This window comes from Pseudomonas sp. Marseille-Q0931, from assembly GCF_940789645.1.
Taxonomy (GTDB): Bacteria; Pseudomonadota; Gammaproteobacteria; order Pseudomonadales; family Pseudomonadaceae; genus Aquipseudomonas.
This window is the reverse complement of the sequence record NZ_CALNWT010000001.1, coordinates 574,998-601,897: the sequence shown is the minus strand read 5'-3', so window position 1 is coordinate 601,897 and position 26,900 is coordinate 574,998. Positions and strand designations below refer to the sequence as shown.

Below are 26,900 nucleotides of genomic sequence, written 5' to 3'. Positions count from 1 at the left end.
TCCACTCCCCTCGCCTGGGCAGACAGCCTGCTAGACTGCGCGCCTTCCAAGGAGAAGGTGCCATGCCCCTGCATCTGCGCTTGCTGTTCCCCGCGCTTACCCTCGCCCTGGGCACGGGGCTAGGCTTCATCGAGCCCATCGGCCTGCTGCTGGGCAGCCTGTTCGTCATGCTCCTGCTAACCGGCGAACGGTATCTGCCGAAGTGGCGGTGGTTACCCCTGATTTTGCTCGGCGGGATCGCTCTGGCGGCACATCTCGTCCCTGGTTTCCGCCCCTGGCAACTGTGGCCGCCGCGCCTCGTCAGCCCGGACGCCACGCCCTACGCGCTGCGCCTTTCCTGGGACAAACTCCTGCTCGGTAGCGCTTTGCTCGGCTGGTGGCTTGGGCAGACCCGCCGGCCCGTCATATCACTGAAATACGCAGGGCTAGTGTGCCTCGCCACACTGCTGCTGGTGCCGGTATCGGCGATCGCATTGGGCCTGGTCGCCTGGCAACCGAAATGGCCGCAAGGCTTGCTGCTGTGGCTGGCAGTCAACCTGGGCGTGGCGGTGCTGGCGGAGGAACTGCTGTTTCGCGGCGTGCTGCAACCGGCGCTGGTCGGACGTATGGGTACCTGGCCCGGCTTGCTGCTGACGGCGGGCCTGTTCGGCGCAGCCCACTTGCCTTTCAGTGTGCTATTCGCCGTGGTGGCGACTTGTGCGGGATTGGGCTATGGGCTGGCCTTTCACTACAGCGGCCGCATCAGCCTGACCATCGCGCTGCATGCAGCGGTCAATCTGCTGCATATTTCGTTGCTGAGCTACCCGCTAAAGCTGGCATGACGGCAATTCGGTAAGGCGAGAAGATGCGCTGCAGCTCGCCGCTGACCCGCAGTTGCTCGAGCAGCGCAGTGAAGCGTTCAGGGCTTATCGGCGCACCGCGACGAATCATCGCGTGATGGCGATAGACCTGATCGATTCGCTCGGAGATCAGCAACTGGCGTGCTTGGTCGCGATTACGCTTGATGAAATCGTAAAGGTTCGAGCGAGTGACCAGCGCGACATCGGCTCGCCCGCGCAGCACCATCAGCAGATTGCTGTCATGCGAATGACCGAGGTTGGCGTTGAAGGTGGTAGTGAGGAACTCCGGATCGCTGTTGAACTGGGCAAAACCGTAGTGATAACCCCGGTAGAGTGCCAGGCGCTTGCCAGCGAGCTGCTCGAAGTATTGCTGGCCGCGCAGTTCCTCGCTTCTGGCAACGAATAGCTCGGCATCCTCCAGGCCCATATCGATGGCTTCGGCGTCGATATCCTGCCAGCCCCACTCGGGATTCTCGAATATCGCCATGTCGATACGCCCGCGCTGCAGGTCGCCGAAACGGCGCACGATGGCAGTGGGCAGCATGGTGAAGTGGTATTCGCTCTGCGCGTTATTGAGCGCCTCGAGCAATTGCGGCAGAAGCCCGCTCGACTCCTGCAGGTTGGACTTGATCACATAGGGTGGGAAATGCGCGCCGCCGACCTTGACCACCTCGGCAGCGCAAAGAAAACCGGCAAGCAACAGACACAAGGCACCCACACATCCATGAACCCAGCGCCGCATATGCCGCATCTCGAATCCTCAATTCCTTCTGCCAGTGGAGTGCAGCCTACCCGAGTCTCTTCTGACCGACCAGATAGATTTTATGGCGTCAGCACTTTGTTGTCTGATAGCAGACGATAGCCTCAATTTAAGGCATTAGCGCAGCGCCAGCCGACTCGCTGCCACGGCAGATGACGCCTGCGCCGGTCCGGATTTGCCCTGCTCCGAAGCGGCTCAGAGGTCCTTGCACACCAGCGACAATGCCTCTTCAGCCAGCTGGTCCAGGCTCATCGGCCCCTGAGGGCGGAACCAGGTGTTGGTCCAGCTTAGTGCGCCGGTGAGAAAACGCCGCTGAATGAAAGGATCGCCCTTGAAATAGCCGGCCTCGCGCGCCTCGCCCAGCACCGCCAGCCAGATCTGCTCGTAGGTATCACGCAGTGCCAGCACCTGCGCCTGGCCGTCTTCCGACAGCGAACGCCATTCGTAGACCAGCACCGCCATGGCCTCACCGGTGCCGCCCATGATTGATTGCAGCTCGCAGCGGATCAGCGCCAGCAAACGTTCGCGGGTGTCCTGCGCAGTGGCCAGCGCGGCACGCATCAGGGCGGTGTTGTAGATGATGGTTTCCTCCATCACCGAGCGCAGGATCTCATCCTTGCTCTTGAAGTGATGAAAGATGCTGCCCGATTGAATACCGATGGCCGCGGCCAGGTCTCGCACAGTGGTGCGCTCGTAACCCTTGCTGCGGAACAGGTGGGCGGCCATCTGCAACAGCTTGCCGCGGGCACTGTCCGGATCAGTCACTTGGCCATTGTCGACCAACTCCTGCATCACGGCCTGGGCCTTGTGTTCATCCACGCTGACTTCTCCCCTGCTTGCCCTGCTCGGCGATTGTTCTGATCAATTCTTCATGCTGCCGGCAAGTGCTTGTCTTGCTTGATGAAATGTATGCGGCAGCAGCTGACCAAGCAAGCGCTTGGGCGCATTTTTGGCCGAATCACCCTAGCGCGACACTTTTCAACCAAGCGCTTGCTTGGTAATGTCGACACACCTTCTCAATGTGTGACGGACCAATTCCAATGAGCAAAACCGTACGCATCGGCTGCGCCTCGGCATTCTGGGGCGACACCTCCACCGCTGCCGCCCAGCTTGTTCGGGGTGTCGAGCTGGATTATCTGGTGTTCGACTACCTGGCCGAGATCACCATGTCGATCATGGCCGGCGCCCGCATGAAGAAGCCGGATGACGGCTACGCCCGCGATTTCATCGAGGTGCTCACACCGTTACTCGGCGAGCTGGCGGCAAAAAACATTCGTGTCATCAGCAACGCCGGCGGGGTCAACCCGATGGCCTGCGCCGCCGCCTTGAGCGCCGCCTGCGAACAGGCCGGGGTGAACCTGAAGATCGCCGTGCTGCACGGCGACAACCTGCAGCCCAAGCTCGGCGAACTGGTCAAGGCCGGCACCCGCGAGATGTTCACCGGCGCCGCGCTGCCGCCCTTCTGCGTCTCGGTCAACGCCTACCTGGGCGCGCCGGGCATCGTCGCCGCACTGGACCAGGGCGCCGACATCGTCGTCACCGGCCGGGTGGTCGACAGCGCGGTGGTCAGCGCCGCCCTGGTGCACGAGTTCGGCTGGGCCTGGAGCGATTACGACAAGCTGGCCCAGGCCGCGCTGGCCGGGCACATCATCGAGTGCGGCGCGCAGTGCACCGGTGGCAACTTCACCGACTGGCGCGACGTGCCGGACTACGAGCACATCGGTTTCCCCATCGTCGAGGTAGAGGACGATGGCCGCTTCGTCGTGACCAAGCCGGAGAGTTCCGGCGGCTTGGTCACGCCTTTTACCGTTGGCGAGCAGATGCTCTACGAGATCGGCGACCCGCGCGCCTATCTGCTGCCGGACGTTATCTGCGACTTCACTCAGGTCGAGCTGAGCCAGGCCGGCGACAACCACGTGCAGCTGCAGGGCGCACGCGGCCTGCCGCCCACCGACCAGTACAAGGTCAGTGCCACCCATCCGGACGGTTTCCGCTGCACCGCCAGCTTCCTGCTCGCCGGTATCGATGCCGTGGCCAAGGCCGAACGGGTCAGCGAGGCGATCATCAAGAAGACCGAAGAGCTGTTCGCCGAGCGCGGCTGGGGCCGTTACCAGGAAGTCAGCGTCGAGCTGCTCGGCAGCGAAGCCACTTATGGCGTCCATGCTCACCGCAAATACAGCCGCGAAGTGGTGGTGAAGATCGCCGCACGGCATGCCAAGAAGGAGGCGCTGATCCTCTTCTCCCGCGAGATCGCCCAGGCTGCCACAGGCATGGCGCCGGGCCTGACCGGCATTGTCGGCGGCCGCCCCACCGTCTACCCGGTGATCCGCCTGTTCAGCTTCCTGGTGGACAAGAGTGCCTGCGCCCTGAGCGTCGAAATCAACGGTGAGCGCCAGCCGGTCGCCCTGCCCCAGATCGATGCCTTCGACCCAGCCCAACTCCGTGCGCCAGCCGCTCTGCCCGTACCAATGGGTGAAGCCGACGCGGCCGTGCCGCTGATCCGCCTGGCCGTGGCCCGCTCCGGCGACAAGGGTAATCACAGCAACATCGGCGTGATGGCCAGAAAGCCCGAATACCTGGCATGGATCGCCGCTGCGCTGACGCCCGAAGCCGTGGCCAACTGGATGGCGCATACCCTGGACGCCGAGCAGGGCCGCGTCAGCCGCTGGTATCTGCCGGGCAGCCACAGCCTCAACTTCCTGCTGGAAAACGCTTTGGGCGGTGGCGGCGTCGCCAGCCTGCGCATCGACCCTCAGGGCAAGGCCTTCGCCCAACAGTTGCTGGAATTCCCGGTGCCGGTACCCAAGGCGCTAGCTGAAAGCCTGTAGGAGCGAGCTCTGCTCGCGAACTGTGGGAGCAGACTTGTCCGCGAATGGTTAGAAGCCTCGCGGACAAGTCCGCTCCCACCGAAGATCGACAAGGACAATAAGTCGTAGGTGGATGACGCTTTATCCATCTACCGGCTTATGGTGGAAAACGCTTTGCGATTTCCACTTACAACCAGATCAATAGCGCACCACCTTGACATAGTGGTGCCCACGGTAAGGTCGAAGGACAACAACAATGAGCTACGACTCCGTATTCAAACCTGGCCTGTTCAATGAACAGACCATTCTGGTCACCGGTGGTGGCAGCGGCATCGGCCGCTGCGTGGCCCACGAGCTGGCCCACCTGGGCGCCTATGTGGTGCTGGTCGGGCGCAAGCCGGAGAAGCTGGAGAAGACCTGCGCCGAGATCATCGAAGACGGCGGCAGCGCCAGCTTTCAGGTCTGCGATATCCGGGAGGAAGACGCAGTCAAGGCCATGGTCGCTGCCGTGATCAAGGAACGCGGACGCATCCACCAGTTGGTGAACAACGCCGGCGGCCAGTTCCCCGCACCGCTGATCGGCATCAACCAGAAAGGCTTCGAGACCGTGGTGCGCACCAATCTGGTGGGCGGTTTTCTGGTGGCCAAGGAAGTCTTCCTGCAGAGCATGAGCAAGCACGGCGGCGCCATCGTCAACATGCTCGCCGACATGTGGGGCGGCATGCCCGGCATGGGCCATTCGGGCGCGGCGCGCGCGGGCATGGAGAACTTCACCAAGACCGCCGCCTACGAGTGGGGCCACGCCGGTGTGCGGGTCAACGCCGTAGCGCCGGGCTGGATCGCCTCCAGCGGCATGGACACCTACCCCGAGTCGATGAAGAACATGATCCGCAACCTCAAGGATCACGTGCCATTGCAACGCATCGGCACGGAGTCCGAAGTGGCCGCCGCCATCGCCTTTTTGCTCAGCCCCGGCGCCAACTTCATCAGCGGCAACACCATCCGCATCGATGGCGCCGCCAGCCAGGGCACTCGCGCCTGGACACTGGGCAAGGCGAAAAACAGCGAGTCCTACAACGGTTTCCACCGGGCCTACCTGCCCGACGTACTGAAAGATCAGGAGTAAGGCGATGCCCGTGATCCAATCGGAAATCGACGTGCATGGCGAAGCCTTCGCGCAGAACCGCGAAGCCATGCTGGCGGCCATCGCGACCTTCCGCGACGTGGAGCAGAAGGTGCTCGACAAGGCGCAGGAAGCCAAGGCCAAGTTCGACAAGCGCGGCCAGTTGCTGCCGCGTGAACGCATCAACCTGCTGCTCGATGCCGGCGCGCCCTTCCTCGAACTGGCCTCGCTGGCCGGCTACAAGCTGCACGACGACAAGGACGGCAGCCAGGCCGGCGGCGGCCTGATCGCCGGCATCGGCTACATCGCCGGCGTGCGCTGCCTGGTGATCGCCAACAACAGCGCGATCAAGGGCGGCACCATCTCCCCCACGGGCCTGAAGAAATCCTTGCGCCTGCAGCAGATCGCCTTCGAGAACAAGCTGCCGGTAGTGACCCTGGCCGAGAGCGGCGGCGCCAACCTCAACTACGCCGCCGACATCTTCGTCGAGGGCGCCCGCGGCTTCGCCAACCAGGCGCGGATGTCCGCCATGGGCCTGCCGCAGATCACTGTGGTGCACGGCTCCAGCACCGCTGGTGGGGCCTACCAGCCGGGCCTATCGGATTACGTGGTAGTGGTGCGCGGCAAGGCCAAGATGTTCCTTGCCGGCCCGCCCCTGCTCAAGGCCGCCACCGGCGAGATCGCCACCGACGAGCAACTCGGCGGCGCCGAGATGCACGCCCAGGTCGCCGGCACCGCCGAGTACCTGGCCGAGAACGACGCCGACGGCGTACGCCTGGCGCGCGAGATCCTTGGCATGCTGCCGTGGAACCAGCAGTTGCCGGCGCGTCCGTCGAAAAGCTGGCGCGAGCCGCTTTACCCGGCCGAGGAGCTGCTCGGCCTGGTACCTGCCGACGCCAAGAAGCCCTACGACGTACGCGAGATCATCGCACGCATCGCCGATGGCTCGGAGTTCCTCGACTTCAAAAACGAGTTCGACAGCCAGACCGTCTGCGGTCATTTGCAGATCGAAGGCCAGGCCTGCGGTTTCATCGGCAACAACGGCCCGATCACCCCGCAGGGTGCGGCCAAAGCGGCGCAGTTCATCCAGCTGTGTGAGCAGAGCAACACGCCGATCCTGTTCTTTCACAACACCACCGGCTTCATGGTCGGCACGGAATCGGAACAGAACGGCGTGATCAAGCACGGCTCGAAGATGATCCAGGCCGTGGCCAACGCCACCGTGCCCAAGCTCACCATCGTCGTCGGCGGCTCCTACGGCGCTGGCAACTACGCCATGTGCGGCCGCGGCCTCGATCCACGCTTCATCTTCGCCTGGCCCAACAGCCGCACCGCCGTGATGGGCGGCGCCCAGGCCGGCAAGGTGCTGCGCATCGTCACCGAGGAAAAGCACGCCAAGGAAGGCAAGGAAGCTGATCCAAAGATGCTCGACATGCTGGAAACGGTGACCGCGCAAAAGCTCGACAGCCAGTCCACGGCGCTGTACGGCACCGCCAGCCTGTGGGACGACGGCCTGATCGACCCACGCGATACACGCAAACTGCTGGGCTTCTTGCTGGACATCTGCGCCGAAGCCAACCTGCGGCCGTTGAAATCCAACCGTTTCGGCGTCGCCCGTTTCTGACCCTTATCATCGGAGCACAACAATAATGATCTTCACCCAGGAACACGAAGAACTCCGCCGTACCGTCCGCAACTTCGTCGACAAGGAAATCAACCCGCATGTCGACGCCTGGGAGAAGGAAGGCCGCTTCCCCATCCATGACATCTTCAAGAAGGCCGGCGAACTGGGCCTGCTGGGCATCTCCAAGCCGGAGAAATTCGGCGGCATGGGCCTGGACTACAGCTACTCCATCGTCGCCGCCGAAGAGTTCGGCACCATCCATTGCGGCGGCATCCCCATGTCCATCGGTGTGCAGACGGACATGTGCACCCCGGCCCTGGCGCGCTTCGGCTCCGACGAGCTGCGCGACGAGTTTCTGCGTCCGGCCATCAGCGGCGAGATGGTCGGCTGCATCGGCGTCTCCGAAGTCGGCGCCGGCTCCGACGTGGCGGGCCTGAAGACCACCGCGCGCAAGGACGGCGACGACTACGTGATCAATGGCAGCAAGATGTGGATCACCAACTCGCCGTCGGCCGACTTCATCTGCCTGCTGGCCAACACCAGCGACGACAAGCCGCACGTCAACAAGTCGCTGATCGTGGTGCCGATGAAGACCCCGGGAATCAGCGTCAGCCCGCACCTGGACAAACTCGGCATGCGCAGCTCGGAGACCGCCCAGGTGTTCTTCGACAACGTGCGCGTGCCGCAGCGCTATCGCATCGGCCACGAAGGCGCCGGCTTCATGATGCAGATGCTGCAGTTCCAGGAAGAGCGCCTGTTTGGCGCGGCCAACATGATCAAGGGCCTGGAGCACTGCGTCGACAGCACCATCGACTACTGCAAGCAGCGCCACACCTTCGGCCAGCCGCTGATCGACAACCAGGTCATCCACTTCCGCATGGCCGAGTTGCAGACCGAGATCGAAGCCCTGCGCGCGCTGGTCTACCAGGCCACCGAGCAATACGTGAAGGGCCGTGACGTGACCAAGCTGGCGTCGATGGCCAAGCTCAAGGCCGGCCGCCTGGGCCGCGAGGTGTCCGACGCCTGCCTGCAGTACTGGGGCGGCATGGGCTTCATGTGGGACAACCCGGTGTCGCGCGCTTACCGCGACGTGCGCCTGGTCAGCATCGGCGGCGGCGCTGACGAAATCATGCTCGGCATTATCTGCAAGCTGATGGGCATCCTGCCGGGGAAAAAGAAGGGCTGACCCGTACCACCCAGACCGTTGCGGCGGGTTTCACCCGCCCTACACCGAGGCTATGCGATGAACGATCTGCCCCACTGCGAAACCCTGCTGCTGAACCTCGACGTTGGCGTGCTGAACGTCACCCTCAACCGCCCGGACAGCCGCAACGCCATGAGCCTGGCCATGGTCGGCGAACTACGCGCCACCCTGGAAGCCGTGCGCCATGAGCCGAACGTGCGCGCCCTCGTCCTGCGCGGCGCGGGCGGCCACTTTTGCGCCGGCGGCGATATCAAGGATATGGCCGGCGCCAGAGCCCGCGGCGGTGACGCATACCGCGAGCTGAACCGCGCCTTCGGTGCGCTGCTGGAAGAGGCTCAGGCCGCGCCGCAGGTACTGGTCGCTGTGCTGGAAGGCGCCGTGCTCGGCGGTGGTTTCGGCCTTGCCTGCGTGTCCGACGTGGCCATCGCCGCCAGTGGCGCCAAGTTTGGCCTGCCGGAAACCACGCTGGGCATCCTCCCCGCGCAGATCGCTCCCTTCGTCGTGCACCGCATCGGCCTGACCCAGGCCCGCCGCCTGGCCCTGACCGCCGCCCGCTTCGACGGTGCCGAGGCCCTGCGCCTGGGCTTGGTGCACTACTGCGAGAACGATGATGCTGCTCTGCAGCAGCGCCTGGACGAGACCCTGGAGCAGATTCGCCAGTGCGCGCCGCAGGCCAACGCCCAGACCAAGGCCCTGCTGCTGGCCAGCGAACGCGAAGCCCTCGGCCCGCTGCTCGACCGCGCCGCCGAACAGTTCGCCGCCGCCGTGACTGGCGCCGAGGGCGTCGAAGGCACCATGGCCTTCGTGCAGAAGCGCAAGCCGAAGTGGGCCCAATGAAACCGTAGCCCGGATGCAATCCGGGAGCGCTCGGCCAACATGATTCCCCGGATTGCATCCGGGCTACGCACAGCAGGAGCACGAAGATGCCCGCATTCAACAAGATCCTGATCGCCAACCGTGGCGAGATCGCCTGCCGGGTGATGCGCACCGCCATCGAGCTCGGCTATCGCACCGTGGCGGTGTACTCCGAGGCCGATGCCGACGCCCGCCACGTGCAGATCGCCGACGAAGCCGTATGCATCGGCCCGGCCCAGGTCAACCAGTCCTACCTGCGCATCGACGCTATCATCGAGGCGGCGCGCAAGACCGGCGCCGACGCCATCCACCCCGGCTATGGTTTCCTCTCCGAGAACGCCGACTTCGCCCGCGCCTGTGAAGCAGCCGGCATCGTCTTTATCGGCCCGACCGTGGAAGCCATCCACCTGATGGGCAGCAAGCGCCTGTCGAAGATCGCCATGCTCGAGGCGGGCGTGCCCTGCATCCCCGGCTTTGAGGGCGCCGCCCAGGATGACGAAACCCTGACCAGCGAAGCCGAGCGTATCGGCTACCCGCTGATGATCAAGGCCAGCGCCGGCGGCGGCGGCCGCGGCATGCGCCTGGTGCATGAATCCGCCGAACTGCTGGGGCAGATCCGCACCGCCCGCTCGGAGGCGCAGAACGCCTTCGGTTCGGGCGAGCTGATCCTCGAACGTGCGGTGATCCGTCCACGCCATGTGGAAATCCAGGTCTTCGGCGACCAGCACGGCAATATCGTCTACCTTGGCGAGCGCGACTGCTCGGTACAGCGTCGCCACCAGAAAGTGGTCGAGGAAGCGCCCTGCCCGGTCATGACTCCGGAGCTGCGCAAGGCCATGGGTGAAGCGGCGGTCAAGGCTGCAGCCTCGGTGAACTACGTCGGCGCCGGTACCGTGGAATTCCTCCTCGATACCTCCGGAGAGTTCTTCTTCCTGGAAATGAACACCCGCCTGCAGGTCGAACACCCGGTCACCGAGCTGATCACCGGTCAGGATCTGGTGGCTTGGCAGATTCGCGTAGCCGAAGGCCAGCCCCTGCCGCTGCAGCAGGACGAAATCCGCCTCACCGGCCACGCCATGGAGGTGCGTCTGTACGCCGAGGATTCGGCCGCCGGCTTTCTGCCGCAAACCGGCCAGGTGCTGCGCTGGGAGCCCGAACTGCTGGCCGGCGTGCGCATCGACCACGGCCTGGTCGAGGGCCAGGCTGTCACCCCCTTCTACGACCCGATGCTGGCCAAGGTCATCGCCTACGGCGAAACTCGTGACGAAGCCCGGCGCAAGCTGGTGCGCGCTGTAGAACAATGCGTGCTGCTCGGCGTCAACGGTAACCAGCGCTTTCTCGCCAATCTGCTCAAGAACCCGGAGTTCGCTGCCGGCAATGCCACCACGGCGTTCATCGCCGAACACTTCGCTGATGACCCCAGCCTGCAACCGCACACGGCCAGTCTGGCCGAGCTGGCCATGGCCGCCGCCCTGCTCTACCAGGCCTCGGCCGACGCCCGTGCGCATCAGCCCGGCCTGTCCGGCTGGCGCAGCGCCGGCAGTGCGCCCTGGCGCTTCGTCCTCAAGCAGGGCAAACACAAACACGCCGTGGAGCTGGACGTGCTCGCCAGCGGCACGCAAGCGCAACTGCGCGTGCGTCGGGGCGAAGAACAGCTGTCCCTGCGCCTGCTGGCCAGCGACGGCCGCTGGCTGACCCTGGAACTGGACGGCGTACGCCGCCGCCAGGCCTACCACATCGAAGGTGAGCATCTGTGGCTGTATGGTGAGCACGGCAACCTGGAACTGGTCGATGCCACCCACGAGCCGGCCGGCGGCCAGAACGCCGCCAGCAGCGGCGCGGTGAAGGCACCGATGGATGGCGCCATCGTCGACGTGCTGGTCGCCGAAGGCGCCAGCGTGAGCAAGGGGCAACTGCTGGTGGTGCTGGAAGCGATGAAGATGGAGCACCCGCTCAAGGCCGGCGTCGACGGCATCGTCCGCCGCGTTGGCGTAAGCCAGGGCGACCAGGTGAAGAATCGTCAGTTGCTGGTGGAAATCGAAGCTGTAGAGGCCTGATATATCGCTGTGGGAGGGGCTTTAGCCGCGACGAATACTCAAACTCCCTACGCCCCAATAACAACAATACCGGAGCACGCCCATGTCCCTTTCCGGCAAGACCCTGTTCATCACCGGCGCCAGCCGTGGCATCGGCCGCGAAATCGCCCTCAAGGCCGCCGCGGATGGCGCCAACATCGTCATCGCGGCCAAGAGCGCCGAGCCCCACCCGAAACTGGAAGGCACCATCTTCAGCGTCGCCGCCGAGGTCGAAGCCGCTGGCGGCAAGGCCCTGGCCCTGCAGCTGGACGTGCGTGACGAACAGGCCGTGGCGGCCGCCATGGCAAAGGCAGCCGAGCATTTCGGCGGTATCGACGCCCTGGTCAACAACGCCGGGGCGATCAAGCTGGTGGGCGTGGAGAAACTCGAACCCAAGCGCTTCGATCTGATGTACCAGATCAACACCCGCGCGGTGATGGTCTGCAGCCAGGCAGCCCTGCCTTATCTGAAACAGAGCGCGGGCGGGCATATCCTCAACCTCTCCCCACCGCTCAACCTTGACGCCAAGTGGTTCGCCCAGCACGGCCCCTACACCGTCACCAAGTACGGCATGAGCATGCTCACCCTGGGTATGAGCGAGGAGTTCAAGAAGTACGGCATCAGCGTCAACTCGCTGTGGCCGAAGACCATGATCGCCACCGCCGCCATCGAGTTCGAGCTGGGCAGCCGCGACGCCTTCAAACGCGCACGCACGCCAGCGATCATGGCCGACGCGGCCCATGCGATTCTGACCAGCCAGGGCCGTAGCCTCACCGGGCGCCTGCTGATCGACGAAGACATCCTGCGCGAACGAGGCGTCAGCAACTTCGAGCAGTACCGTTTCGATCCCGCTGGCGGCAGCCTGGTGCCCGACCTGTTCGTCGATTGAAGCCTCGGCGTTGGCGCCGTAGCCCGGATGCAATCCGGGTAAATCCGTGCTCGGACCGGGCTGACTAGAGTCAGGACTCTGCCGTAGGGCGGGTGCAACCCGCCAGTTCACCGATGACGGGTTGCTACCGCGCTGGACTATCCGGGCGATCCCTGCCCTCCAGACGACTACTGCTTGAACTCGAACTGCACCTCGGCGCCCTCGATGGAATCCCAGTAGTCGTCCACCCGCTCGTTGCTGATCAGCCGGCCGCTGATCTGGAACGGGCTCTCGGCAACGGGCTTCTCAGCGAACAGCGGCGGCAGCAGGGAAGAGAGCTCTTCGCGGGTTTCGCTCTCCACGGCCTCGGCGAACAACTCTTGCGGCACGCTCAGATCCAGCGCCAGCTTCGACTCAGGCCCTGCCGGTTTGAGTGGCGCCGCAACAGGCTTGGGCTTGGCCGCCACCGGCGCTTCGCTGGGCGCCGCGGGCTTGCTTTCGACTGCCTTGGCAGGCGGCGCCGGTTCGACAGGCTTGGGCTTGACGACCTCGGCAACGGGCTCAGGCGTTGCCACCGCTGCCGGTTCAGGCTCGGATTGCTGCGCGACAGGCTCCGGCTCGCGCTCGCAGGCGCTCAGCCAACCCAGGCACAGTAGTAACAGCAGGAACTTACGCATCATGGGACTAGGGTAACTCGATCAATAACGCACCCATGCTCCTCCGCCTGGGCGCGCCTGACAAGCCGACTTACACGACTTTTACCCAACTGCTCATTCACTCTCTGGCTCATTAGCCAGATGATCGAGCTCGGCTTCGATATCCAGTAGCGGGTAGTCGGCCTTCAGTTGCTCCAGCAGCCGCTGCGCCTCCTTCTGCTGGCCACCCTTGCGCAGCTCCAGCAAATGCAGCAGCGCCTCCCGCGGTTCGCTCTGGGTCACCAGTTCGGCCATCGGCGCGATTGCGGCGGCGCTGGCCACCGGCGCCTCAGCCATATCGGCAGTGGGGGCCTGGCGGGCCATGACCTGGGTTCTCATGCGCTCCTGCGGGGTAGCTGTCGGTGCCGCCTGCTGCTCTGCGGCGCGCTTGGCCGCCATCGGCGCGGGAGCCGGAGCAGCGGGGCTCATGGCCATGCTGGGCGGGACTGCATCGAAGTTGTCGGGCGTCTGCTCCAGCGTGCGCCAGGTCAGACTGACGCCGATCCCAACACAAGCAAGCCCGGCCACGGCCACTGACCAGCGCTGGCGTCCGCTGCCGAACAGCCATTGGTGCAAGCGCTGCGCCCAGCCAGAATCCGGCTTATCGGGTTGATGCGTTTCTCGGGCAGCCGCACTGGCCGCCGCCAGGATACGCGCGTCCAGCTCGGCCGAGGGTTCGCCGCTGCCATGGGCACGGAAATGCGCCAACAGCGCCTGTTCGTGATCCAGCGGTTCTCGTTCATGGGTCATGCGGACAACTCCTCGGTGGCCAGCAGCCGGCGCAGTTTCTGCAGGGCATAGCGCAGACGGCTCTTGACCGTCTCGGCCGGCGTGCGGGTCAACTCGGCGATCTCGTTCAATTCCAGATCGCCATGGGCGCGCAGCAGGAACACCTCGCGCTGATCTTCCGGCAGGTCGGCCAGTGCCGCCTGCAGCCGCTCGCTATCGCGGCTCAGGCCCCACAACTGCTCCGGGCCCGGTTGCGGGTCGGCCTGGGCGTGCTGGCCTTCATCGTATTCGTCATGCCCAGCCTGATGACGGCCCGTCTTGCGCCAGTGGTCGATCAGGCGATTGCGGGCGATCTGGTACAACCAGGTTTTGAACAGCACCGTCTCGCGCTGCTCGCTCTGGCTGCGGATCAGGCTCATCCAGGTTTCCTGGAACACTTCCTCGGCCAGGGCATGATCGCCACACAGGCCTAGCAGAAAGCGGAACAGGCCCAGCCGATGGCGCTGGTAAAGCGCGTTGAAGGCCGTGGCATCGCCGCGGCGGTAACGCCGCAATAGAGCGGCGTCGTCATCCGTGAGAGGTGCGTTCACTGCTGGACTCTTACTGGTGTGGAGCCGGAAGTTTGCAGGCTCTGGGCAATTTCGGCCAGCTGGATGAATTCGCCGCGCAGGCCGAAGCGATCCTCGCCCTTGGCCGAGCGCGCCAGTTCGATGCTCTGCGCCAGACCGAAATCGCCCGTATAGCGTCCATCCTTAAGCTGCTGGGCAAAGGCCGCAACCGCAGCGGCGAAACGCAGGTCCTCGCTGGCAGCGTTCATCGGCTTGGCCTCGGCACGCGCGATAGGCCGCTCCAGCAGGCGACTGCTCGCCTCCCCCGGCGCCTTGTAGCGAATCCGCAGCCAGGCCAGCTCGCGTGTCTCGAGCGCAGGCTGAGTGATGACCTTATAGCGCAGCGGCTCGAGCCAGCCCTTGCCACCAGCCGGGACGATCTCGTACAGCGCGGTGACGGTGTGCCCGGCACCGATATCACCGGCATCGACCTTGTCGTTGCTGAAATCCTCGCGCTTGAGCGCGCGGTTCTCGTAGCCCAGCAAGCGGTACTCGCTGACTTCGCTCGGGTTGAATTCCAGTTGCAGCTTCACGTCGCTGGCCACCGTGGCCAGGGTCGAGCCGAGCTGATCGACCAGTACCTTGCGCGCCTCGCGCAGGTTATCGATATAGGCGTAGTTGCCATTGCCGGCATCGGCCAACTGCTCCATCAGACGCTCGTTGTAATTGTCCACGCCGAAACCCAGGGTGGTCAGCGAGACGCCGCTCTTGCGCTTGTCGGCGGCCAGTTGCTTGAGGCTGTCGAAGTCGCTGATGCCGACGTTGAAGTCGCCGTCGGTGGCCAGCAGGATGCGGTTGATGCCGCCGTCGATCAGATGCTTGCCGGCCTGCTGATAGGCCAGCTGGATGCCCGACTCGCCCGCCGTCGAACCACCCGCGCTGAGTTGATCGATGGCCGCACGGATCTTCGCCTTGTCGCTGCCGGGCGTGGAGTCCAGCACCACCTGGCTATCACCGGCATAGGTGACCAGCGAGACGCGATCCTGCGGGCGAAGCTGGTCGACCAACAGCTTCAGCGTACCCTGCACCATCGGCAGGCCTTCGCGGCGATGCATAGAGCCGGACACGTCGACCAGGAACACCAGGTTGGCCGGTGGCAGCTCGTCCACACTGCGATCCGAGGCCTTGATGGCGATGCGCAGCAGCCGCGTCTGCGGGTTCCACGGCGTCACCGCCAGCTCGGTGCTGACGCCGAACGGTACGTCGCCCTGCGGCAGCGGATAGGCATAGGGAAAATAATTGACCAGTTCTTCCAGGCGCACGGCGTCCTTCGGCGGCAGTTGCCCGCCATTGAGAAAGCGCCGCACGTTGGCGTAGCTGCCGGTATCGACGTCGATGCTGAAGGTGGATACCGGCGTTTCGGCGACAGCGAACACCGGGTTGTCGGCATAGGCCTGATATTGCTCGCGCGACTCGTCACGGTAGCTTGGCGGCAGGCCATCGGCGATGGGGGCCGGCGCATAGGCCAGGGTCGCCATGCGCTTGTGGCTGGCTTCGGCAGGCATTTCGGCCGCTGCGGGTGCAGGCAGTCGTTCACGTACGAGCGTCGCCGCCGGCTGCGAGCTGGCCTGGGCTTCCGGCTCCGGGCCAGAAGCGCTGCAGGCGGCGAGCAGCAACAAGGTTCCAGCCGAGAAACCGACGGCGAACGGACGAACGAGCAACGCGGAATAAGCGGACATGGTGCATCTCCTGAGCAATGGCACGAGACCTTCGCTCAGGTAGACGCAGCACTGCGACGAATCGGGTTAAGCCAGAAGGATCATTTTCAATCCTCCCAGGAGCCACCTGCCTCCTGGCACAGCTGCGTGGCCAGCATGCCCAGCGTCATCAGCGCCCTTTCCGCCTCGCGATTCCACGGGATGCCGCAGTTGAGGCGTACGCAGTGGTTGAACTGCTCCGTGTTGCTGAAGATCAGCCCCGGTGCGATCGAGATGCCCTGCTGCAGCGCACGCACGTGCAGATCCTTGGTGTTGACCCTTGCCGGCAGGCTGACCCAGAGGATGAAGCCGCCCTTGGGGCGGGTCATCTGCGTGCCAGCCGGGAAGTACTGCTGCACCGCCAACTGGAAGGCGCTGAGGTTCTTGCGGTACTCCTGGCGGATATGCCGCAGATGGCGGTCGTACCCGCCATTCTCCAGGTAGGCCGCCACCGCCATCTGGGTGACGCTGCACGCCGAATGGGTGGAGAAGGTCTGCAGGCGCTGAATCTCGTCCTGGTACTTGCCGGCGACGATCCAGCCGATGCGCACTCCCGGCGACAGCGTCTTGGAGAAGCTCGAGCAATAGATCACCCGGCTGTCGCGGTCATGCGACTTGAGCGCCTTGGTCGGCCCCTGTTCGAACATCAGCTCGCCGTAGATATCGTCCTCGACGATCTGGAAATCATAATCACCGGCCAGGCGCAGCAACTGGCGCTGGCGCTCCTCGGGAATGGTACCGCCCAATGGATTGGACAGCCGTGCAGTCAGCACCAGCGCCTTGATAGGCCACTGGTTGGCCGCCAGTTGCAGCGCTTCCAGGCTGATGCCGGTGGTGGGGTCACACGGGATCTCGATGACCTTGAGCCCCAGCAAGTCGGCCAGTTGCAGCAGACCGTAATAGGTTGGCGACTCCACTGCGATCAGGTCGCCCGGCTTGGTCAGCACGCGCAGGCTCATCTGCAGCGCATCGACGCAGCCATGGGTGATCACCACTTCCGAGGGATCGACCACCACGCCGGCATCGCGCATGCGGATCGCCACCTGGCGGCGCAACGGCTCGAAGCCGGGGCTGAACATGTAGCTGAAGGCACGCGGGCTGTGAAAACGAGTGACCTTGGCCAGTTGCTGGTGCAGCGCGCGCACCGGCAGGTAATCGACATGCGGCACCGCTGCGCCCAGCGGGAACACGCCCTCACGACGTGACTCGGTGAGCACCTGATTGATAATGCTGGCGCGGGTGACCAGGCCCGGCCGCTCGACCTTGGCAATATCGGGCGTCGGCGCGGTCAGCGCTGGCGTCTGGTGAACATAGAAGCCCGACTGCGGCCGCGCCCGGATCAGCCCCTGGTCCTCAAGATTGGCGTACGCCTGCAAAACCGTGGCGTGGCTGACATTGAGCTGCGCGCTCATCTTGCGCACCGAGGGCACACGCTCGCCCGGCTGGTAGACGCCACGGCGAATATCCTCGGCCAACTGCTGGGCGATGCGTTGATAGAGCAGCAGATTGGTCATGGCGAGATTCTCCGGGTCAATGGAGCATAACAGTAACCTATTGCTACACAATTGTACCGGCACAGATGCAATCTGTTTTTCTGATACGGCAAGGTCTGCGGGAAAAACGCGGCGTCGCCGCTATCTTCAATGCATAAAAAACCCCGGACGCGCCGTAATGCTGTTCACATAAGAAGTGGTCGCAGGCGATTAGTCCCCTCGCCCCTGAGGGGAGAGGGTTAGGGAGAGGGGGAAACTGGCAGTCTTGCGGAATTTTCAGCCCTCTCCCCCAGCCCCTCTCCCATAAATGGGAGAGGGGAGCCAAGCGCGTACAACCTTAAGTGAACAGCATTGCGGACGCGCCGGGGTTCGCATGCTCTATGTCAGCGATTCAACGCTCTGCGCCAAGCTGACCTCGCTCGTCGGAGAAGACGATCTCCACCCGACGGTTCTGCGCCCGACCGCGTGCCGAGGCGTTCTCCGCGACGGGAAAGTCCACGCCGTAACCGACCACCTGAATACGCTTGGCATCCACGCCCAGATCAACCAGCAGATCGGCCACAGCCTGCGCTCGCGCTCGTGAAAGCTCGAGGTTCTCGGCGGCGTCACCGGTATTGTCGGTATAGCCCTCCATACGCACACGCCGCTGCGGGTTGAGCTGCAGGAACTGCACGAGCTTGAGCACCGTGCGGTTGGCTGCCGGCTGCAGGTCGGCGCGGCCGGCATCGAACAGCATGTCGCCCAGGGTCATCACCAGGCCGCGCTCGGTCTCGCTAGTGGCGAGGCTGACCATCTGCTCTTCCAGCCAGCCGTTGTGCTGCTGCACGCTGAGCAGCTTGGCTTCGCGCAACGTCAGCTGCAGGCGCTGACGCTCCAGCTCGAGCTTGGCAGCGCGCTCATGATTGAGGCTAATCTCGCTGTGTTGCCGGGCGATATCGGCATAGCGCTGGCTGAGATAGGCGTAATGACGCACGTCGTCGCCACTGCCCCAGTAGCTGGATAGCCGCTCGGCGCGCGCCAGTGACTCACCTGCGCGAATAACGTCCTTGGGCGCGGCGCGCAGGACATTGGGATCTTCCTTGACCGACTGGAAGCTCAGGCGCGCCTCTTCCAGCGCTTGCTCGCTTGCCGGCTGGTGGGCTGCACAACCACTGAGCAAGGCACCGGCCAACAATAGCCCGCCGAGATAACCGAAAGCCTTCATCACATGGCTCCCAGTTGCTGGCGCAAACGGCCGATACGCTGGTTGAGCTCGGTCAGCTGCTCGCGGCCCTTGCCGTTGAGATGCTCCGCCTCGGCCAGGCGCGCATCGAGCTCGGCCTGCTCGGCCAGTTGGCGTGCCTGCTTATTTTCACCGTCCTGCATGGCTGCCTGGGCCTGGGCGAACTTGTCTTCGGCCTGGCGCAAGGACGCGGACTGCTCGCTGGCTACGCCCAGGGATTTGGTCTGCGCCAAGGCCTGCTCGGTCAGACGCAACTGCTCGGTGGGGGCAGGATCGCTTGCGCAAGCCGCCAGGCCCAGCGCCAGCAGCACGGGAAGAGTTCGATTGATCACTAAAAAAATCCTACTGAGTCACGTCGCCGACCGGATCGGGCTGCATCTGCTGCGCCTTCCACAGTTCCAGATTGCTTTTCAGGTACTGCTCAGGCAGCCCGGCGGCGACCATTTCTGTCATCTTCCGCGCCAGCTGACCACGCAGCCAGGGCTCGTTGCATGCCGAATTATGCGAAAGGGTAAGGTAAAGACCCTCGCTGGAGATCGGCGGGTCCAGCACCTCGAGATCATCTTCCATGCCCAGCGTCTCGGCGAGCGCCAAGCCGGGGTAGCGCTCGTAGAGCACGTAATCGGTGCGGCCGAGCAGCAACTTCTGGAACGCCTGGGTCAGACTGGATACGCCCTCGAGCGTCAGGTTCTGCTTGGCAAAGCTATCGAACTGCTGACCGAAGCTATTGCCCACCAGGGTGTCGCCGGTATGCCCCTGCAGGTCGATCCAGCTGCCATAGGGGAAGGCCTCGCCCTTGCGCACCCAGACCACGCTCGGCGTGAAGAAGAATGCAGGGTGTACGTAGTCCATGCTTTCCAGGCGTGGCAGCGTCAGGAACGCGCCCGCAAGCAGGTCGACACGGCCGGTACGCACTTCGTCCTGCGCGCGCGACCAGGGCCCGGTATGGATCACGTCGATCACCACACCCAGCTCTTTGCCCAGATGCTTGAGCATATCGGCATTGGCACCGATCAACTGTTGCGGATTCTGCGGATCGCGCCAGAGATAAGGCGGGTATTCGGGGTTGCCGGTCGCCACCAGGCGTTCGCATTTACCTGCGGCCAGGGCGGCGCCGGGCATCACGGCCAGTGTGCACAACAGCAGCAGCGACTTAAACAGACCACGCTCAGGCATTGGCGACTCTCGGTTGTGCGTTGATCGGCAGGAGGCTCTCAGCCGCCCCGTAATCTTCTGCGTTCATGCTAGCTTAGTGGCGCCGCCATAATAATTCGCGATAAGGACGCGCCATGAAAAAACTGCTGCTCGCACTGCTACTTCTACTGTCAGGAAGCGCAGCCATGCTGTACTTCTTTCCAGCGACTCAACTGGCCGGCCTGCGCCTGATCGAACAGTACCGCGCCGGGCTCAGTCACGAGCGGCTAGCTGTGCACAATCTTAACATCCATTACTACCAGGGAGGACCGGCGAGCGGCGAAACCCTGGTGCTGCTCCACGGCTTCGCCGCGGACAAGGATAACTGGCTGCGTTTCTCCCGCCACCTGACCCAGGACTATCGCGTCATCGCCCTTGACCTGCCCGGCTTCGGCGACAGCGACCTGCCACCTGGCAGCTATGATGTCGGCACCCAGGCCGAACGTCTGGCGGACATTCTCGATGCCATGGGCATCCAGCAGGCACACGTGCTGGGCAACTCGATGGGCGGACACATCGCCGCACTCTTCGCGGCGCGCTACCCCGATCGCGTGCGCTCGCTGGCACTGTTCGCCAACGCCGGGATCGACAGCCCGCACAGGAGCGAGCTGTATCGCCTGCTGACCCATGGCGAAGCCAACCCATTGGTGGTCGCGCAGCCGCAGGACTTCGAGAAATTGCTGCAGTTCGTTTTCGTCGAGCCGCCCTATCTGCCGCAGTCGCTCAAGCGTTATCTGGGCGAGCGTTCCATGGCCAAGGCCCCGCACTACGAGATGGTCTTCAAGCAACTCGTCGAACGCAATGTCCCGCTGGAGCCTGAGCTGAAGAAAATCCAGGCGCCCACCTTGCTGCTCTGGGGCAAGCAGGATCGTGTGCTGGACGTGTCCAGCATCGAAGTCATGCAGCCGCTGCTGCGCAAATCCAGCGTGGTGATCATGGATAACGTCGGTCACGCACCGATGCTCGAACGCCCCGAGGAAAGCGCCCTGCTCTACCGGCGTTTTCTGCAAAGTCTGAAGTGACAATATGCAGGCAATAAAAAACCCGCTCACGAGAGCGGGTTTTTCGTAGCAGGAAAAGCGGCTTAGAGCGACTTCTCCAGCTCCGGTACGGCTTCGAACAGATCGGCAACCAGACCGTAGTCGGCAACCTGGAAGATCGGCGCCTCTTCGTCCTTGTTGATCGCAACGATCACCTTGGAGTCTTTCATACCGGCCAGGTGCTGGATCGCACCGGAGATACCGACAGCGATGTACAGCTGCGGCGCGACGATCTTGCCGGTCTGACCAACCTGCATGTCGTTCGGTACGAAGCCGGCATCGACCGCAGCGCGAGAAGCGCCGACGGCAGCGCCGAGCTTGTCGGCCAGGGAGTACAGGTGCTTGAAGTTGTCGCCATTGCCCATGCCACGGCCGCCGGAAACGACGATCTTGGCAGCGGTCAGTTCCGGACGGTCGGACTTGGCCAGCTCTTCGCCGACGAAGGCGGACTTGCCGGCATCGGCCGGACCGGAGACGGCTTCAACGGCAGCGGAACCACCCTCGGCAGCTGCGGCGTCGAAACCGGTGCTACGTACGGTGATCACCTTGATGGCAGCCGAGGACTGTACGGTAGCGATGGCGTTACCGGCGTAGATCGGACGCTTGAAGGTGTCGGCGCTCTCGACGGCGATGATCTCGGAGATCTGGTCGACGTCCAGGGCAGCGGCGACGCGCGGCAGGATGTTCTTGCCGTTGCTGGTGGCGGCAGCCAGGATGTGGCTGTAGCCCTTGCCCAGTTCGGCTACCAGCGGCGCGACGTTTTCCGGCAGCTGGTTGGCATAGGCGGCGTTGTCGGCAACCAGGACCTTGGCCACGCCAGCGATCTTGGCGGCAGCTTCGGCAGCAGCGCCAGCGTTGGCGCCGGCCACCAGAACGTGAATGTCGCCACCGATCTTCTGCGCGGCAGCAACGGTGTTCAGGGTAGCGGCAGCCAGAGCGGCATTGGTGTGTTCAGCGATAACCAGGATAGTCATTTAGATTACCTTCGCCTCGTTCTTCAGTTTCTCGACCAGTTCAGCCACGGACTTGACCTTGATGCCGGCACTGCGGGCAGCCGGTGCTTCGACTTTCAGGGTCTTGACGGTGGAGGCAGTGGAAACGCCCAGCGCGTCCGGAGTCACAGTCTCCAGCGGCTTCTTCTTGGCCTTCATGATGTTCGGCAGCGACGCGTAGCGCGGCTCGTTCAGGCGCAGGTCGGTGGTGACGATCGCCGGCAGGTTCAGCGCAACGGTCTGCAGACCGCCATCGATCTCACGGGTGACATTGACCTTGTCGCCAGCCACTTCGACCTTGGAAGCGAAGGTGCCCTGGCCGAAGCCGGTCAGCGCGCCCAGCATCTGGCCGGTCTGGTTGTTGTCGCTGTCGATGGCCTGCTTGCCCATGATCACCAGCTGCGGCTGCTCCTTGTCGACCACAGCCTTGAGCAGCTTGGCCACGGCAAGAGAGTTCAGCTCGTCATTGGACTCGACCAGGATGGCACGGTCGGCGCCGAGGGCCAGCGCGGTGCGCAGTTGCTCCTGAGCGGTAGCCGGACCGATGGTGACGACGACGATTTCGCTCGCCACGCCCTTCTCCTTCAGGCGTACGGCTTCTTCCACGGCGATTTCGCAGAAGGGGTTCATGGACATCTTGACGTTGGCGAGGTCGACGCCGCTGTTGTCCGCCTTGACGCGAACCTTGACGTTGTAGTCAACCACTCGTTTGACAGCTACAAGAACCTTCATGGATTCCTCGTTACTCTCCGGTGAATAAGAATGTCGCCCAGGCGAGCCTGGCCAGTGATGCAAAATCGGCCGCAACCAACCTTTCAGCTCAGACGGCGAGCGCAAAACCGCCCGTATCTTGACCCCGCGGCCTGGCCTGGTCAATACAGCGAACTGGCCGGTCATCCGCGATGTAGTACGATTCTAGCAGGCCTACAGAAAATTCAAACAAACGTTTGTATTGGCCCGTCGAGAGGGTGTAGATATAATGCCCACGCCGTGCCTAGGGAGCGAGTCGCGCCCTCCCCTATAAAACATCGAAGAGCCTTGAGTAGGAGATAGCCTGTGGAACGCGAATTTATGGAGTTCGACGTCGTCATCGTCGGCGCCGGCCCATCCGGACTGTCCGCCGCCTGCCGACTGAAGCAGAAAGCCGCTGAAGCGGGCCAGGAGATCAGCGTCTGCGTGGTCGAAAAAGGCTCCGAAGTTGGCGCCCACATCCTCTCCGGCGCGGTATTCGAGCCGCGCGCCCTGAACGAACTCTTCCCCGACTGGAAAGAACTTGGCGCCCCACTGAATACCCCGGTCAAGCGCGATGACATCTATCTGCTGCGCGACGCCGACAAGGCTACCCGAATTCCTGACTTCTTTGTGCCGAAAACCATGCACAACGAAGGCAATTACATCATTTCCCTGGGCAACCTGTGCCGCTGGCTGGCCCAGCAGGCCGAGAACCTGGGCGTGGAGATCTACCCGGGCTTCGCCGCTCAGGAAGCGCTGATCGACGAGAATGGCGTGGTGCGCGGTATCGTCACCGGTGACCTGGGCGTCGACCGCGAAGGCAATCCCAAGGAAGGCTACTACACCCCCGGCATGGAACTGCGCGCCAAGTACACCCTGTTCGCCGAAGGCTGCCGCGGCCACATCGGCAAGCAGCTGATCAAGAAGTACAACCTCGACAGCGAAGCCGATGCCCAGCATTACGGCATCGGCATCAAGGAAATCTGGGACATCGACCCGTCCAAACATGACCAGGGCCTGGTGGTACACACCGCCGGCTGGCCAATGGACATCATGGGCACAGAGAACACCGGTGGCTCCTTCCTCTATCACCTGGAAAACAACCAGGTGGTGGTGGGTCTGATCATCGACCTGTCCTACGCCAACCCGCACCTCTCGCCGTTCGACGAATTCCAGCGCTACAAGCACCACCCGGTAGTCGCGCAGTACCTGGAAGGCGGCAAGCGCGTTTCCTATGGCGCCCGCGCCATCTGCAAGGGCGGCATCAACTCGCTGCCGAAAATGGTCTTCCCGGGTGGCGCACTGATCGGCTGCGACCTCGGCACCCTGAACTTCGCCAAGATCAAGGGCAGCCACACTGCGATGAAATCCGGCATGCTGGCGGCCGACGCCATCGCCGAAGCCCTGGCTGCCGGCCGTGACGGCGGCGACGAGCTGACCAACTATGTCGATGGCTTCAAGGCCAGCTGGCTGTACGACGAACTGTTCCGCAGCCGTAACTTCGGCGCGGCCATCCACAAGTACGGCGCCATCGTTGGCGGCGGCATCAACTGGCTGGATCAGAACATCTTCGGCGGCAAGGCGCCCTTCACCCTGCACGACAACAAGCCGGACTACGCCTGCTTGAAGCCTGCAGCGGAGTGCGCGAAGATCGCCTACCCGAAACCGGACGGCAAACTCAGCTTCGACAAGCTCTCCTCGGTGTTCCTCTCCAACACCAACCATGAGGAAGAGCAGCCCTGCCATCTGAAGCTGGCCGACCCGAGCATCCCGATCGAGAAAAACCTGCCACTGTACGACGAACCGGCGCAGCGCTATTGCCCGGCTGGCGTGTACGAAGTGGTGACGCAGGAAGACGGCGCGAAGAAGTTCCAGATCAACGCGCAGAACTGCGTGCACTGCAAGACCTGTGACATCAAGGACCCGGCCCAGAACATCACCTGGGTTGCACCGGAAGGCACTGGCGGCCCGAATTACCCCAACATGTAATTCGCGTCCGGCGTGAAAAAGGCTCCCTCGGGAGCCTTTTTTATTATCTGCAGGTGCTTGGGTGGGAACGGGCTTGTCCGCGAACCTGCGCGTAAAATTTCGCGGACAAGTCCGCTCCCACAGCGCTCGCTTCTGCGCGCTGTCAGTCCTGATAGCTGATCTTGCGGCTTATGGCACCACCGATGGCTGAGTGGTTCCGGAAGGCAGTGGCGGGCCGAATTAGCCCAACATGTGACGCAACGAAGAGTTCCCACCGGAGCCCTTGTTCGCTAGCTGCAGTTGCTTGCGTGGGAGCGGACTTGTCCGCGAACTGCGTAAAAGCTCGCGGACAAGTCCGCTCCCACAGAGCTCGCTTCTATACGCTGTCAGTCCTGATAGATCATCTTGCGACTCATGCCGCCGTCGATGACGAACTCCTGTCCAGTGACGAAACCGGCCGCATCGGACAGCAGCCAGGCGACCTGCGCTGCGACGTCTTCCACCGTGCCAACGCGGCCGACCGGATGCTGCGCATGATCGAATACCGATAGCGGCTCCAGCCGCTGCTGCGATGGGTCACGGGCATCGATCCAGCCCGGGCTGACGCAATTGACGCGAACCTCGGGGCCGAGACTGATGGATAACGCATGGGTCAGCGCCACCAACCCACCCTTGCTCGCGGCATAGGCCTCGCAATCGGCCTCGGACTGGCTGGCGCGGGTCGAGGCGATGTTGACAATGGCGCCGCGATGCCCGCGCAGATACGGCGCGCAATGCTTGGCCAGCAGCATGGCTCCGGTCAGGTTGACCGCCAGGATGCGATTCCAGCGTTTGAGATCGAGCGACTCCAGCGGCGGCGTATGAGGGTCGGCAATGGCCGCGTTACACACCAGCGCATCGAGACGACCGAACTGACCAAGAATCTCGGCAACGCCGACACTGACCTGATCCTCCTTGGCTACGTCCATGGCAACGAACCAGGCGTTGTCGCCCAGCACACGTGCCACCTTCGAGCCGCGCTCGCGATCGACGTCGGCCAGCACCACCTGCCAGCCCTCGGTGATCAGCCAGGCACTGATACCCAGACCGATACCACGCGCCGCGCCGCTGACCAGCGCGACACGCCCATTGTTGGGCGCATCGTCACTCCCCCACTCCAGCATCAGAGCGCGGCCAGGCCGCGTGCCAGATCTGCCTTCAGGTCTTCCAGCTCTTCCAGCCCCACCGCAACGCGGATCAGACTGTCGCTGATGCCGGCATTGGCACGCTCCTGCGGCGTCAGGCGACCATGCGAAGTAGTGGCCGGGTGGGCGATGGTGGTCTTGGTGTCGCCGAGGTTGGTGGTGATGGAGATGACACGCGTGGCATCGATCACCTTCCACGCCGCGTCGCGACCACCCTTGGCCTCGAAGCTGACCACCGCACCGAAGGCACTCTGCTGCTTCTTCGCCAGCTCATGCTGCGGATGGCTGGGCAGACCGGCGTAGTACACGCGTTCGACCTGCGGCTGTTGCTCCAGCCACAGCGCCAGTTGCAGGGCACTCTCGCTCTGCGCGCGCATACGAATACGCAGGGTTTCCAGGCCCTTGACGAACATCCAGGCGTTGAACGGGCTGAGGGTCGGCCCGGCGGTACGCAGGAAACCCACCACTTCCTTCATAAGCTCGCTGCGGCCGGCGACCACGCCACCCAGGCCACGGCCCTGACCGTCGATGTACTTGGTGGCCGAATGCATGACGATATCGGCACCAAGTTTCAGCGGCTGCTGCAGGGCCGGCGTGCAGAAGCAGTTGTCCACCGCCAGCAGCGCGCCACGCGCATGGGCGATCTCGGCCAGTGCCGCGATATCCACCAGCTCGGCCAGCGGATTGGACGGCGACTCGACGAACAGCAGCTTGGTATTGGGCTTGAACGCACCCTGCCAGGCATCCAGATCGGCCAGCGGCACATAATCCACCTCGATGCCGAAACGCTTGAGGTACTTCTCGAAAAGACTGATGGTCGAACCGAACACGCTGCGCGACACCAGCACGTGGTCGCCGCCGCTGCACAGACTCATGACGATGGCGAGGATGGCCGACATGCCGGACGCGGTGGCCACCGCCTGCTCGGCGCCTTCCAGCACCGCGATGCGCTCCTCGAAGGTGCGCACAGTGGGGTTGGTATAGCGCGAATAGACGTTGCCCGGCACTTCACCGGCAAAACGCGCGGCCGCATCGGCGGCGGTACGGAACACGTAGCTGGAGGTCAGATACAAGGCCTCGCCGTGCTCACCCTCCGGCGAACGGCGCTGACCGGCGCGCACCGCCAGGGTGTCGAAGCCAACACCATCCAGATCGCTGTCGAGCCGCCCCGCTTCCCATTCCAGTGTCATC

At 63.7% G+C, this 26,900-nt stretch carries 24 protein-coding genes; 10 read left to right on the top strand and 14 right to left on the bottom strand.

The features are described from left to right. The first annotated feature begins 62 nt into the window (after window positions 1-62). Complete coding sequence (locus P3C50_RS02925) at window positions 63-821, top strand: CPBP family intramembrane glutamic endopeptidase (protein WP_275544814.1); 759 nt, start codon at window positions 63-65, stop codon at window positions 819-821. Here P3C50_RS02925 and P3C50_RS02920 read toward each other — a convergent pair. Then, entirely contained in the window at window positions 772-1,581 is an 810-nt protein-coding gene (locus P3C50_RS02920) for a substrate-binding periplasmic protein (RefSeq protein ID WP_275544813.1), read from the bottom strand. The genes P3C50_RS02925 and P3C50_RS02920 overlap by 50 nt on opposite strands. A gap of 213 nt (window positions 1,582-1,794) precedes the next feature. Continuing rightward, window positions 1,795-2,418 (bottom strand): TetR/AcrR family transcriptional regulator, encoded by a 624-nt coding sequence (locus P3C50_RS02915; RefSeq protein WP_275544812.1) that lies wholly within the window; start codon window positions 2,416-2,418, stop codon window positions 1,795-1,797. Between the two features lie 221 nt (window positions 2,419-2,639). On the opposite strand from P3C50_RS02915, the gene P3C50_RS02910 reads away from it, so the two are divergent. The 7 genes from P3C50_RS02910 (at window position 2,640) to P3C50_RS02880 (ending at window position 12,176) form a co-directional block, all read left to right on the top strand. Continuing rightward, on the top strand, window positions 2,640-4,427 hold the full coding sequence (locus P3C50_RS02910) for an acyclic terpene utilization AtuA family protein (RefSeq protein WP_275544811.1): 1,788 nt from the start codon (window positions 2,640-2,642) through the stop codon (window positions 4,425-4,427). Window positions 4,428-4,662: 235 nt separating this feature from the next. Continuing rightward, window positions 4,663-5,532 carry an SDR family oxidoreductase gene (locus P3C50_RS02905; protein WP_275544810.1) on the top strand — a complete coding sequence of 290 codons (870 nt, stop codon included), beginning with the start codon at window positions 4,663-4,665 and terminating at the stop codon, window positions 5,530-5,532. Between the two features lie 4 nt (window positions 5,533-5,536). Further along, entirely contained in the window at window positions 5,537-7,153 is a 1,617-nt protein-coding gene (atuC, locus tag P3C50_RS02900; RefSeq protein WP_275544809.1) for a geranyl-CoA carboxylase subunit beta, read from the top strand. Between the two features lie 25 nt (window positions 7,154-7,178). Further along, window positions 7,179-8,339 carry a citronellyl-CoA dehydrogenase gene (atuD, locus tag P3C50_RS02895; RefSeq protein WP_275544808.1) on the top strand — a complete coding sequence of 387 codons (1,161 nt, stop codon included), beginning with the start codon at window positions 7,179-7,181 and terminating at the stop codon, window positions 8,337-8,339. Window positions 8,340-8,396: 57 nt separating this feature from the next. After that, the gene (gene atuE / locus P3C50_RS02890; protein ID WP_275544807.1) at window positions 8,397-9,194 is read left to right on the top strand and encodes an isohexenylglutaconyl-CoA hydratase; all 798 of its coding nucleotides are present in this window, start codon (window positions 8,397-8,399) and stop codon (window positions 9,192-9,194) included. Window positions 9,195-9,280: 86 nt separating this feature from the next. Next, window positions 9,281-11,269, top strand: a complete 1,989-nt coding sequence (locus tag P3C50_RS02885) for an acetyl-CoA carboxylase biotin carboxylase subunit (RefSeq protein ID WP_275544806.1) — start codon at window positions 9,281-9,283, stop codon at window positions 11,267-11,269. Between the two features lie 82 nt (window positions 11,270-11,351). Continuing rightward, on the top strand, window positions 11,352-12,176 hold the full coding sequence (locus P3C50_RS02880) for an SDR family oxidoreductase (protein WP_275544805.1): 825 nt from the start codon (window positions 11,352-11,354) through the stop codon (window positions 12,174-12,176). Window positions 12,177-12,343: 167 nt separating this feature from the next. On the opposite strand, the gene P3C50_RS02875 is transcribed toward P3C50_RS02880, so the two are convergent. The 8 genes from P3C50_RS02875 to P3C50_RS02840 form a co-directional block, all read right to left on the bottom strand. Next, entirely contained in the window at window positions 12,344-12,835 is a 492-nt protein-coding gene (locus P3C50_RS02875; RefSeq protein ID WP_275544804.1) for a hypothetical protein, read from the bottom strand. Between the two features lie 90 nt (window positions 12,836-12,925). Then, the gene (locus P3C50_RS02870) at window positions 12,926-13,600 is read right to left on the bottom strand and encodes a hypothetical protein (protein ID WP_275544803.1); all 675 of its coding nucleotides are present in this window, start codon (window positions 13,598-13,600) and stop codon (window positions 12,926-12,928) included. After that, window positions 13,597-14,169, bottom strand: coding sequence for an RNA polymerase sigma factor (locus P3C50_RS02865; RefSeq protein WP_197857274.1), 573 nt, complete (start codon window positions 14,167-14,169; stop codon window positions 13,597-13,599). The genes P3C50_RS02870 and P3C50_RS02865 overlap by 4 nt, the downstream gene beginning before the upstream one ends. Beyond that, entirely contained in the window at window positions 14,166-15,866 is a 1,701-nt protein-coding gene (locus P3C50_RS02860; protein WP_197857276.1) for a VWA domain-containing protein, read from the bottom strand. Before P3C50_RS02860 ends, P3C50_RS02865 begins: the two co-directional genes overlap by 4 nt. Window positions 15,867-15,952: 86 nt before the next feature. Beyond that, entirely contained in the window at window positions 15,953-17,398 is a 1,446-nt protein-coding gene (locus P3C50_RS02855; protein ID WP_197857278.1) for a PLP-dependent aminotransferase family protein, read from the bottom strand. A gap of 370 nt (window positions 17,399-17,768) precedes the next feature. Further along, window positions 17,769-18,581 (bottom strand): OmpA family protein, encoded by an 813-nt coding sequence (locus P3C50_RS02850; protein ID WP_275544802.1) that lies wholly within the window; start codon window positions 18,579-18,581, stop codon window positions 17,769-17,771. Continuing rightward, complete coding sequence (locus P3C50_RS02845; RefSeq protein ID WP_197857280.1) at window positions 18,581-18,931, bottom strand: DUF4398 domain-containing protein; 351 nt, start codon at window positions 18,929-18,931, stop codon at window positions 18,581-18,583. Before P3C50_RS02845 ends, P3C50_RS02850 begins: the two co-directional genes overlap by 1 nt. Before the next feature lie 10 nt (window positions 18,932-18,941). After that, the gene (locus P3C50_RS02840; protein WP_275544801.1) at window positions 18,942-19,775 is read right to left on the bottom strand and encodes a substrate-binding periplasmic protein; all 834 of its coding nucleotides are present in this window, start codon (window positions 19,773-19,775) and stop codon (window positions 18,942-18,944) included. A gap of 113 nt (window positions 19,776-19,888) precedes the next feature. On the opposite strand from P3C50_RS02840, the gene P3C50_RS02835 reads away from it, so the two are divergent. After that, complete coding sequence (locus P3C50_RS02835) at window positions 19,889-20,815, top strand: alpha/beta fold hydrolase (protein ID WP_275544800.1); 927 nt, start codon at window positions 19,889-19,891, stop codon at window positions 20,813-20,815. A 62-nt stretch (window positions 20,816-20,877) separates the two neighbouring features. Here the strand turns inward: P3C50_RS02835 and P3C50_RS02830 are convergent, their stop codons facing one another. Together P3C50_RS02830 and P3C50_RS02825 are read right to left on the bottom strand one after the other, a co-directional pair. Further along, window positions 20,878-21,807 (bottom strand): electron transfer flavoprotein subunit alpha/FixB family protein, encoded by a 930-nt coding sequence (locus P3C50_RS02830; protein ID WP_275544799.1) that lies wholly within the window; start codon window positions 21,805-21,807, stop codon window positions 20,878-20,880. Continuing rightward, window positions 21,808-22,557 carry an electron transfer flavoprotein subunit beta/FixA family protein gene (locus P3C50_RS02825; protein WP_024307880.1) on the bottom strand — a complete coding sequence of 250 codons (750 nt, stop codon included), beginning with the start codon at window positions 22,555-22,557 and terminating at the stop codon, window positions 21,808-21,810. Window positions 22,558-22,881: 324 nt separating this feature from the next. Here P3C50_RS02825 and P3C50_RS02820 point away from each other — a divergent pair, with 324 nt between their 5' ends. Continuing rightward, entirely contained in the window at window positions 22,882-24,546 is a 1,665-nt protein-coding gene (locus P3C50_RS02820) for an electron transfer flavoprotein-ubiquinone oxidoreductase (protein ID WP_275544798.1), read from the top strand. Between the two features lie 365 nt (window positions 24,547-24,911). Here P3C50_RS02820 and P3C50_RS02815 read toward each other — a convergent pair whose 3' ends face one another. Continuing rightward, window positions 24,912-25,688 carry an SDR family oxidoreductase gene (locus P3C50_RS02815; protein ID WP_275544797.1) on the bottom strand — a complete coding sequence of 259 codons (777 nt, stop codon included), beginning with the start codon at window positions 25,686-25,688 and terminating at the stop codon, window positions 24,912-24,914. After that, window positions 25,688-26,899: an O-succinylhomoserine sulfhydrylase gene (locus P3C50_RS02810; protein ID WP_275544796.1), complete on the bottom strand. Its 1,212-nt coding sequence runs from the start codon at window positions 26,897-26,899 to the stop codon at window positions 25,688-25,690. The genes P3C50_RS02815 and P3C50_RS02810 overlap by 1 nt, the downstream gene beginning before the upstream one ends. Between the last annotated feature and the right edge of the window lies 1 nt (window position 26,900).

What these genes read in the sequence shown, in the direction of transcription:
- P3C50_RS02925 (WP_275544814.1), top strand. Translation starts at nt 63, where the DNA reads ATGCCCCTGCATCTGCGCTTGCTGTTCCCCGCGCTTACCCTCGCCCTG.
- P3C50_RS02920 (WP_275544813.1), bottom strand. Translation starts at nt 1,581, where the DNA reads ATGCGGCGCTGGGTTCATGGATGTGTGGGTGCCTTGTGTCTGTTGCTT.
- P3C50_RS02910 (WP_275544811.1), top strand. Translation starts at nt 2,640, where the DNA reads ATGAGCAAAACCGTACGCATCGGCTGCGCCTCGGCATTCTGGGGCGAC.
- P3C50_RS02905 (WP_275544810.1), top strand. Translation starts at nt 4,663, where the DNA reads ATGAGCTACGACTCCGTATTCAAACCTGGCCTGTTCAATGAACAGACC.
- atuC (WP_275544809.1), top strand. Translation starts at nt 5,537, where the DNA reads ATGCCCGTGATCCAATCGGAAATCGACGTGCATGGCGAAGCCTTCGCG.
- atuD (WP_275544808.1), top strand. Translation starts at nt 7,179, where the DNA reads ATGATCTTCACCCAGGAACACGAAGAACTCCGCCGTACCGTCCGCAAC.
- atuE (WP_275544807.1), top strand. Translation starts at nt 8,397, where the DNA reads ATGAACGATCTGCCCCACTGCGAAACCCTGCTGCTGAACCTCGACGTT.
- P3C50_RS02885 (WP_275544806.1), top strand. Translation starts at nt 9,281, where the DNA reads ATGCCCGCATTCAACAAGATCCTGATCGCCAACCGTGGCGAGATCGCC.
- P3C50_RS02880 (WP_275544805.1), top strand. Translation starts at nt 11,352, where the DNA reads ATGTCCCTTTCCGGCAAGACCCTGTTCATCACCGGCGCCAGCCGTGGC.
- P3C50_RS02875 (WP_275544804.1), bottom strand. Translation starts at nt 12,835, where the DNA reads ATGATGCGTAAGTTCCTGCTGTTACTACTGTGCCTGGGTTGGCTGAGC.
- P3C50_RS02870 (WP_275544803.1), bottom strand. Translation starts at nt 13,600, where the DNA reads ATGACCCATGAACGAGAACCGCTGGATCACGAACAGGCGCTGTTGGCG.
- P3C50_RS02860 (WP_197857276.1), bottom strand. Translation starts at nt 15,866, where the DNA reads ATGTCCGCTTATTCCGCGTTGCTCGTTCGTCCGTTCGCCGTCGGTTTC.
- P3C50_RS02855 (WP_197857278.1), bottom strand. Translation starts at nt 17,398, where the DNA reads ATGACCAATCTGCTGCTCTATCAACGCATCGCCCAGCAGTTGGCCGAG.
- P3C50_RS02850 (WP_275544802.1), bottom strand. Translation starts at nt 18,581, where the DNA reads ATGAAGGCTTTCGGTTATCTCGGCGGGCTATTGTTGGCCGGTGCCTTG.
- P3C50_RS02840 (WP_275544801.1), bottom strand. Translation starts at nt 19,775, where the DNA reads ATGCCTGAGCGTGGTCTGTTTAAGTCGCTGCTGCTGTTGTGCACACTG.
- P3C50_RS02835 (WP_275544800.1), top strand. Translation starts at nt 19,889, where the DNA reads ATGAAAAAACTGCTGCTCGCACTGCTACTTCTACTGTCAGGAAGCGCA.
- P3C50_RS02830 (WP_275544799.1), bottom strand. Translation starts at nt 21,807, where the DNA reads ATGACTATCCTGGTTATCGCTGAACACACCAATGCCGCTCTGGCTGCC.
- P3C50_RS02825 (WP_024307880.1), bottom strand. Translation starts at nt 22,557, where the DNA reads ATGAAGGTTCTTGTAGCTGTCAAACGAGTGGTTGACTACAACGTCAAG.
- P3C50_RS02815 (WP_275544797.1), bottom strand. Translation starts at nt 25,688, where the DNA reads ATGCTGGAGTGGGGGAGTGACGATGCGCCCAACAATGGGCGTGTCGCG.
- P3C50_RS02810 (WP_275544796.1), bottom strand. Translation starts at nt 26,899, where the DNA reads ATGACACTGGAATGGGAAGCGGGGCGGCTCGACAGCGATCTGGATGGT.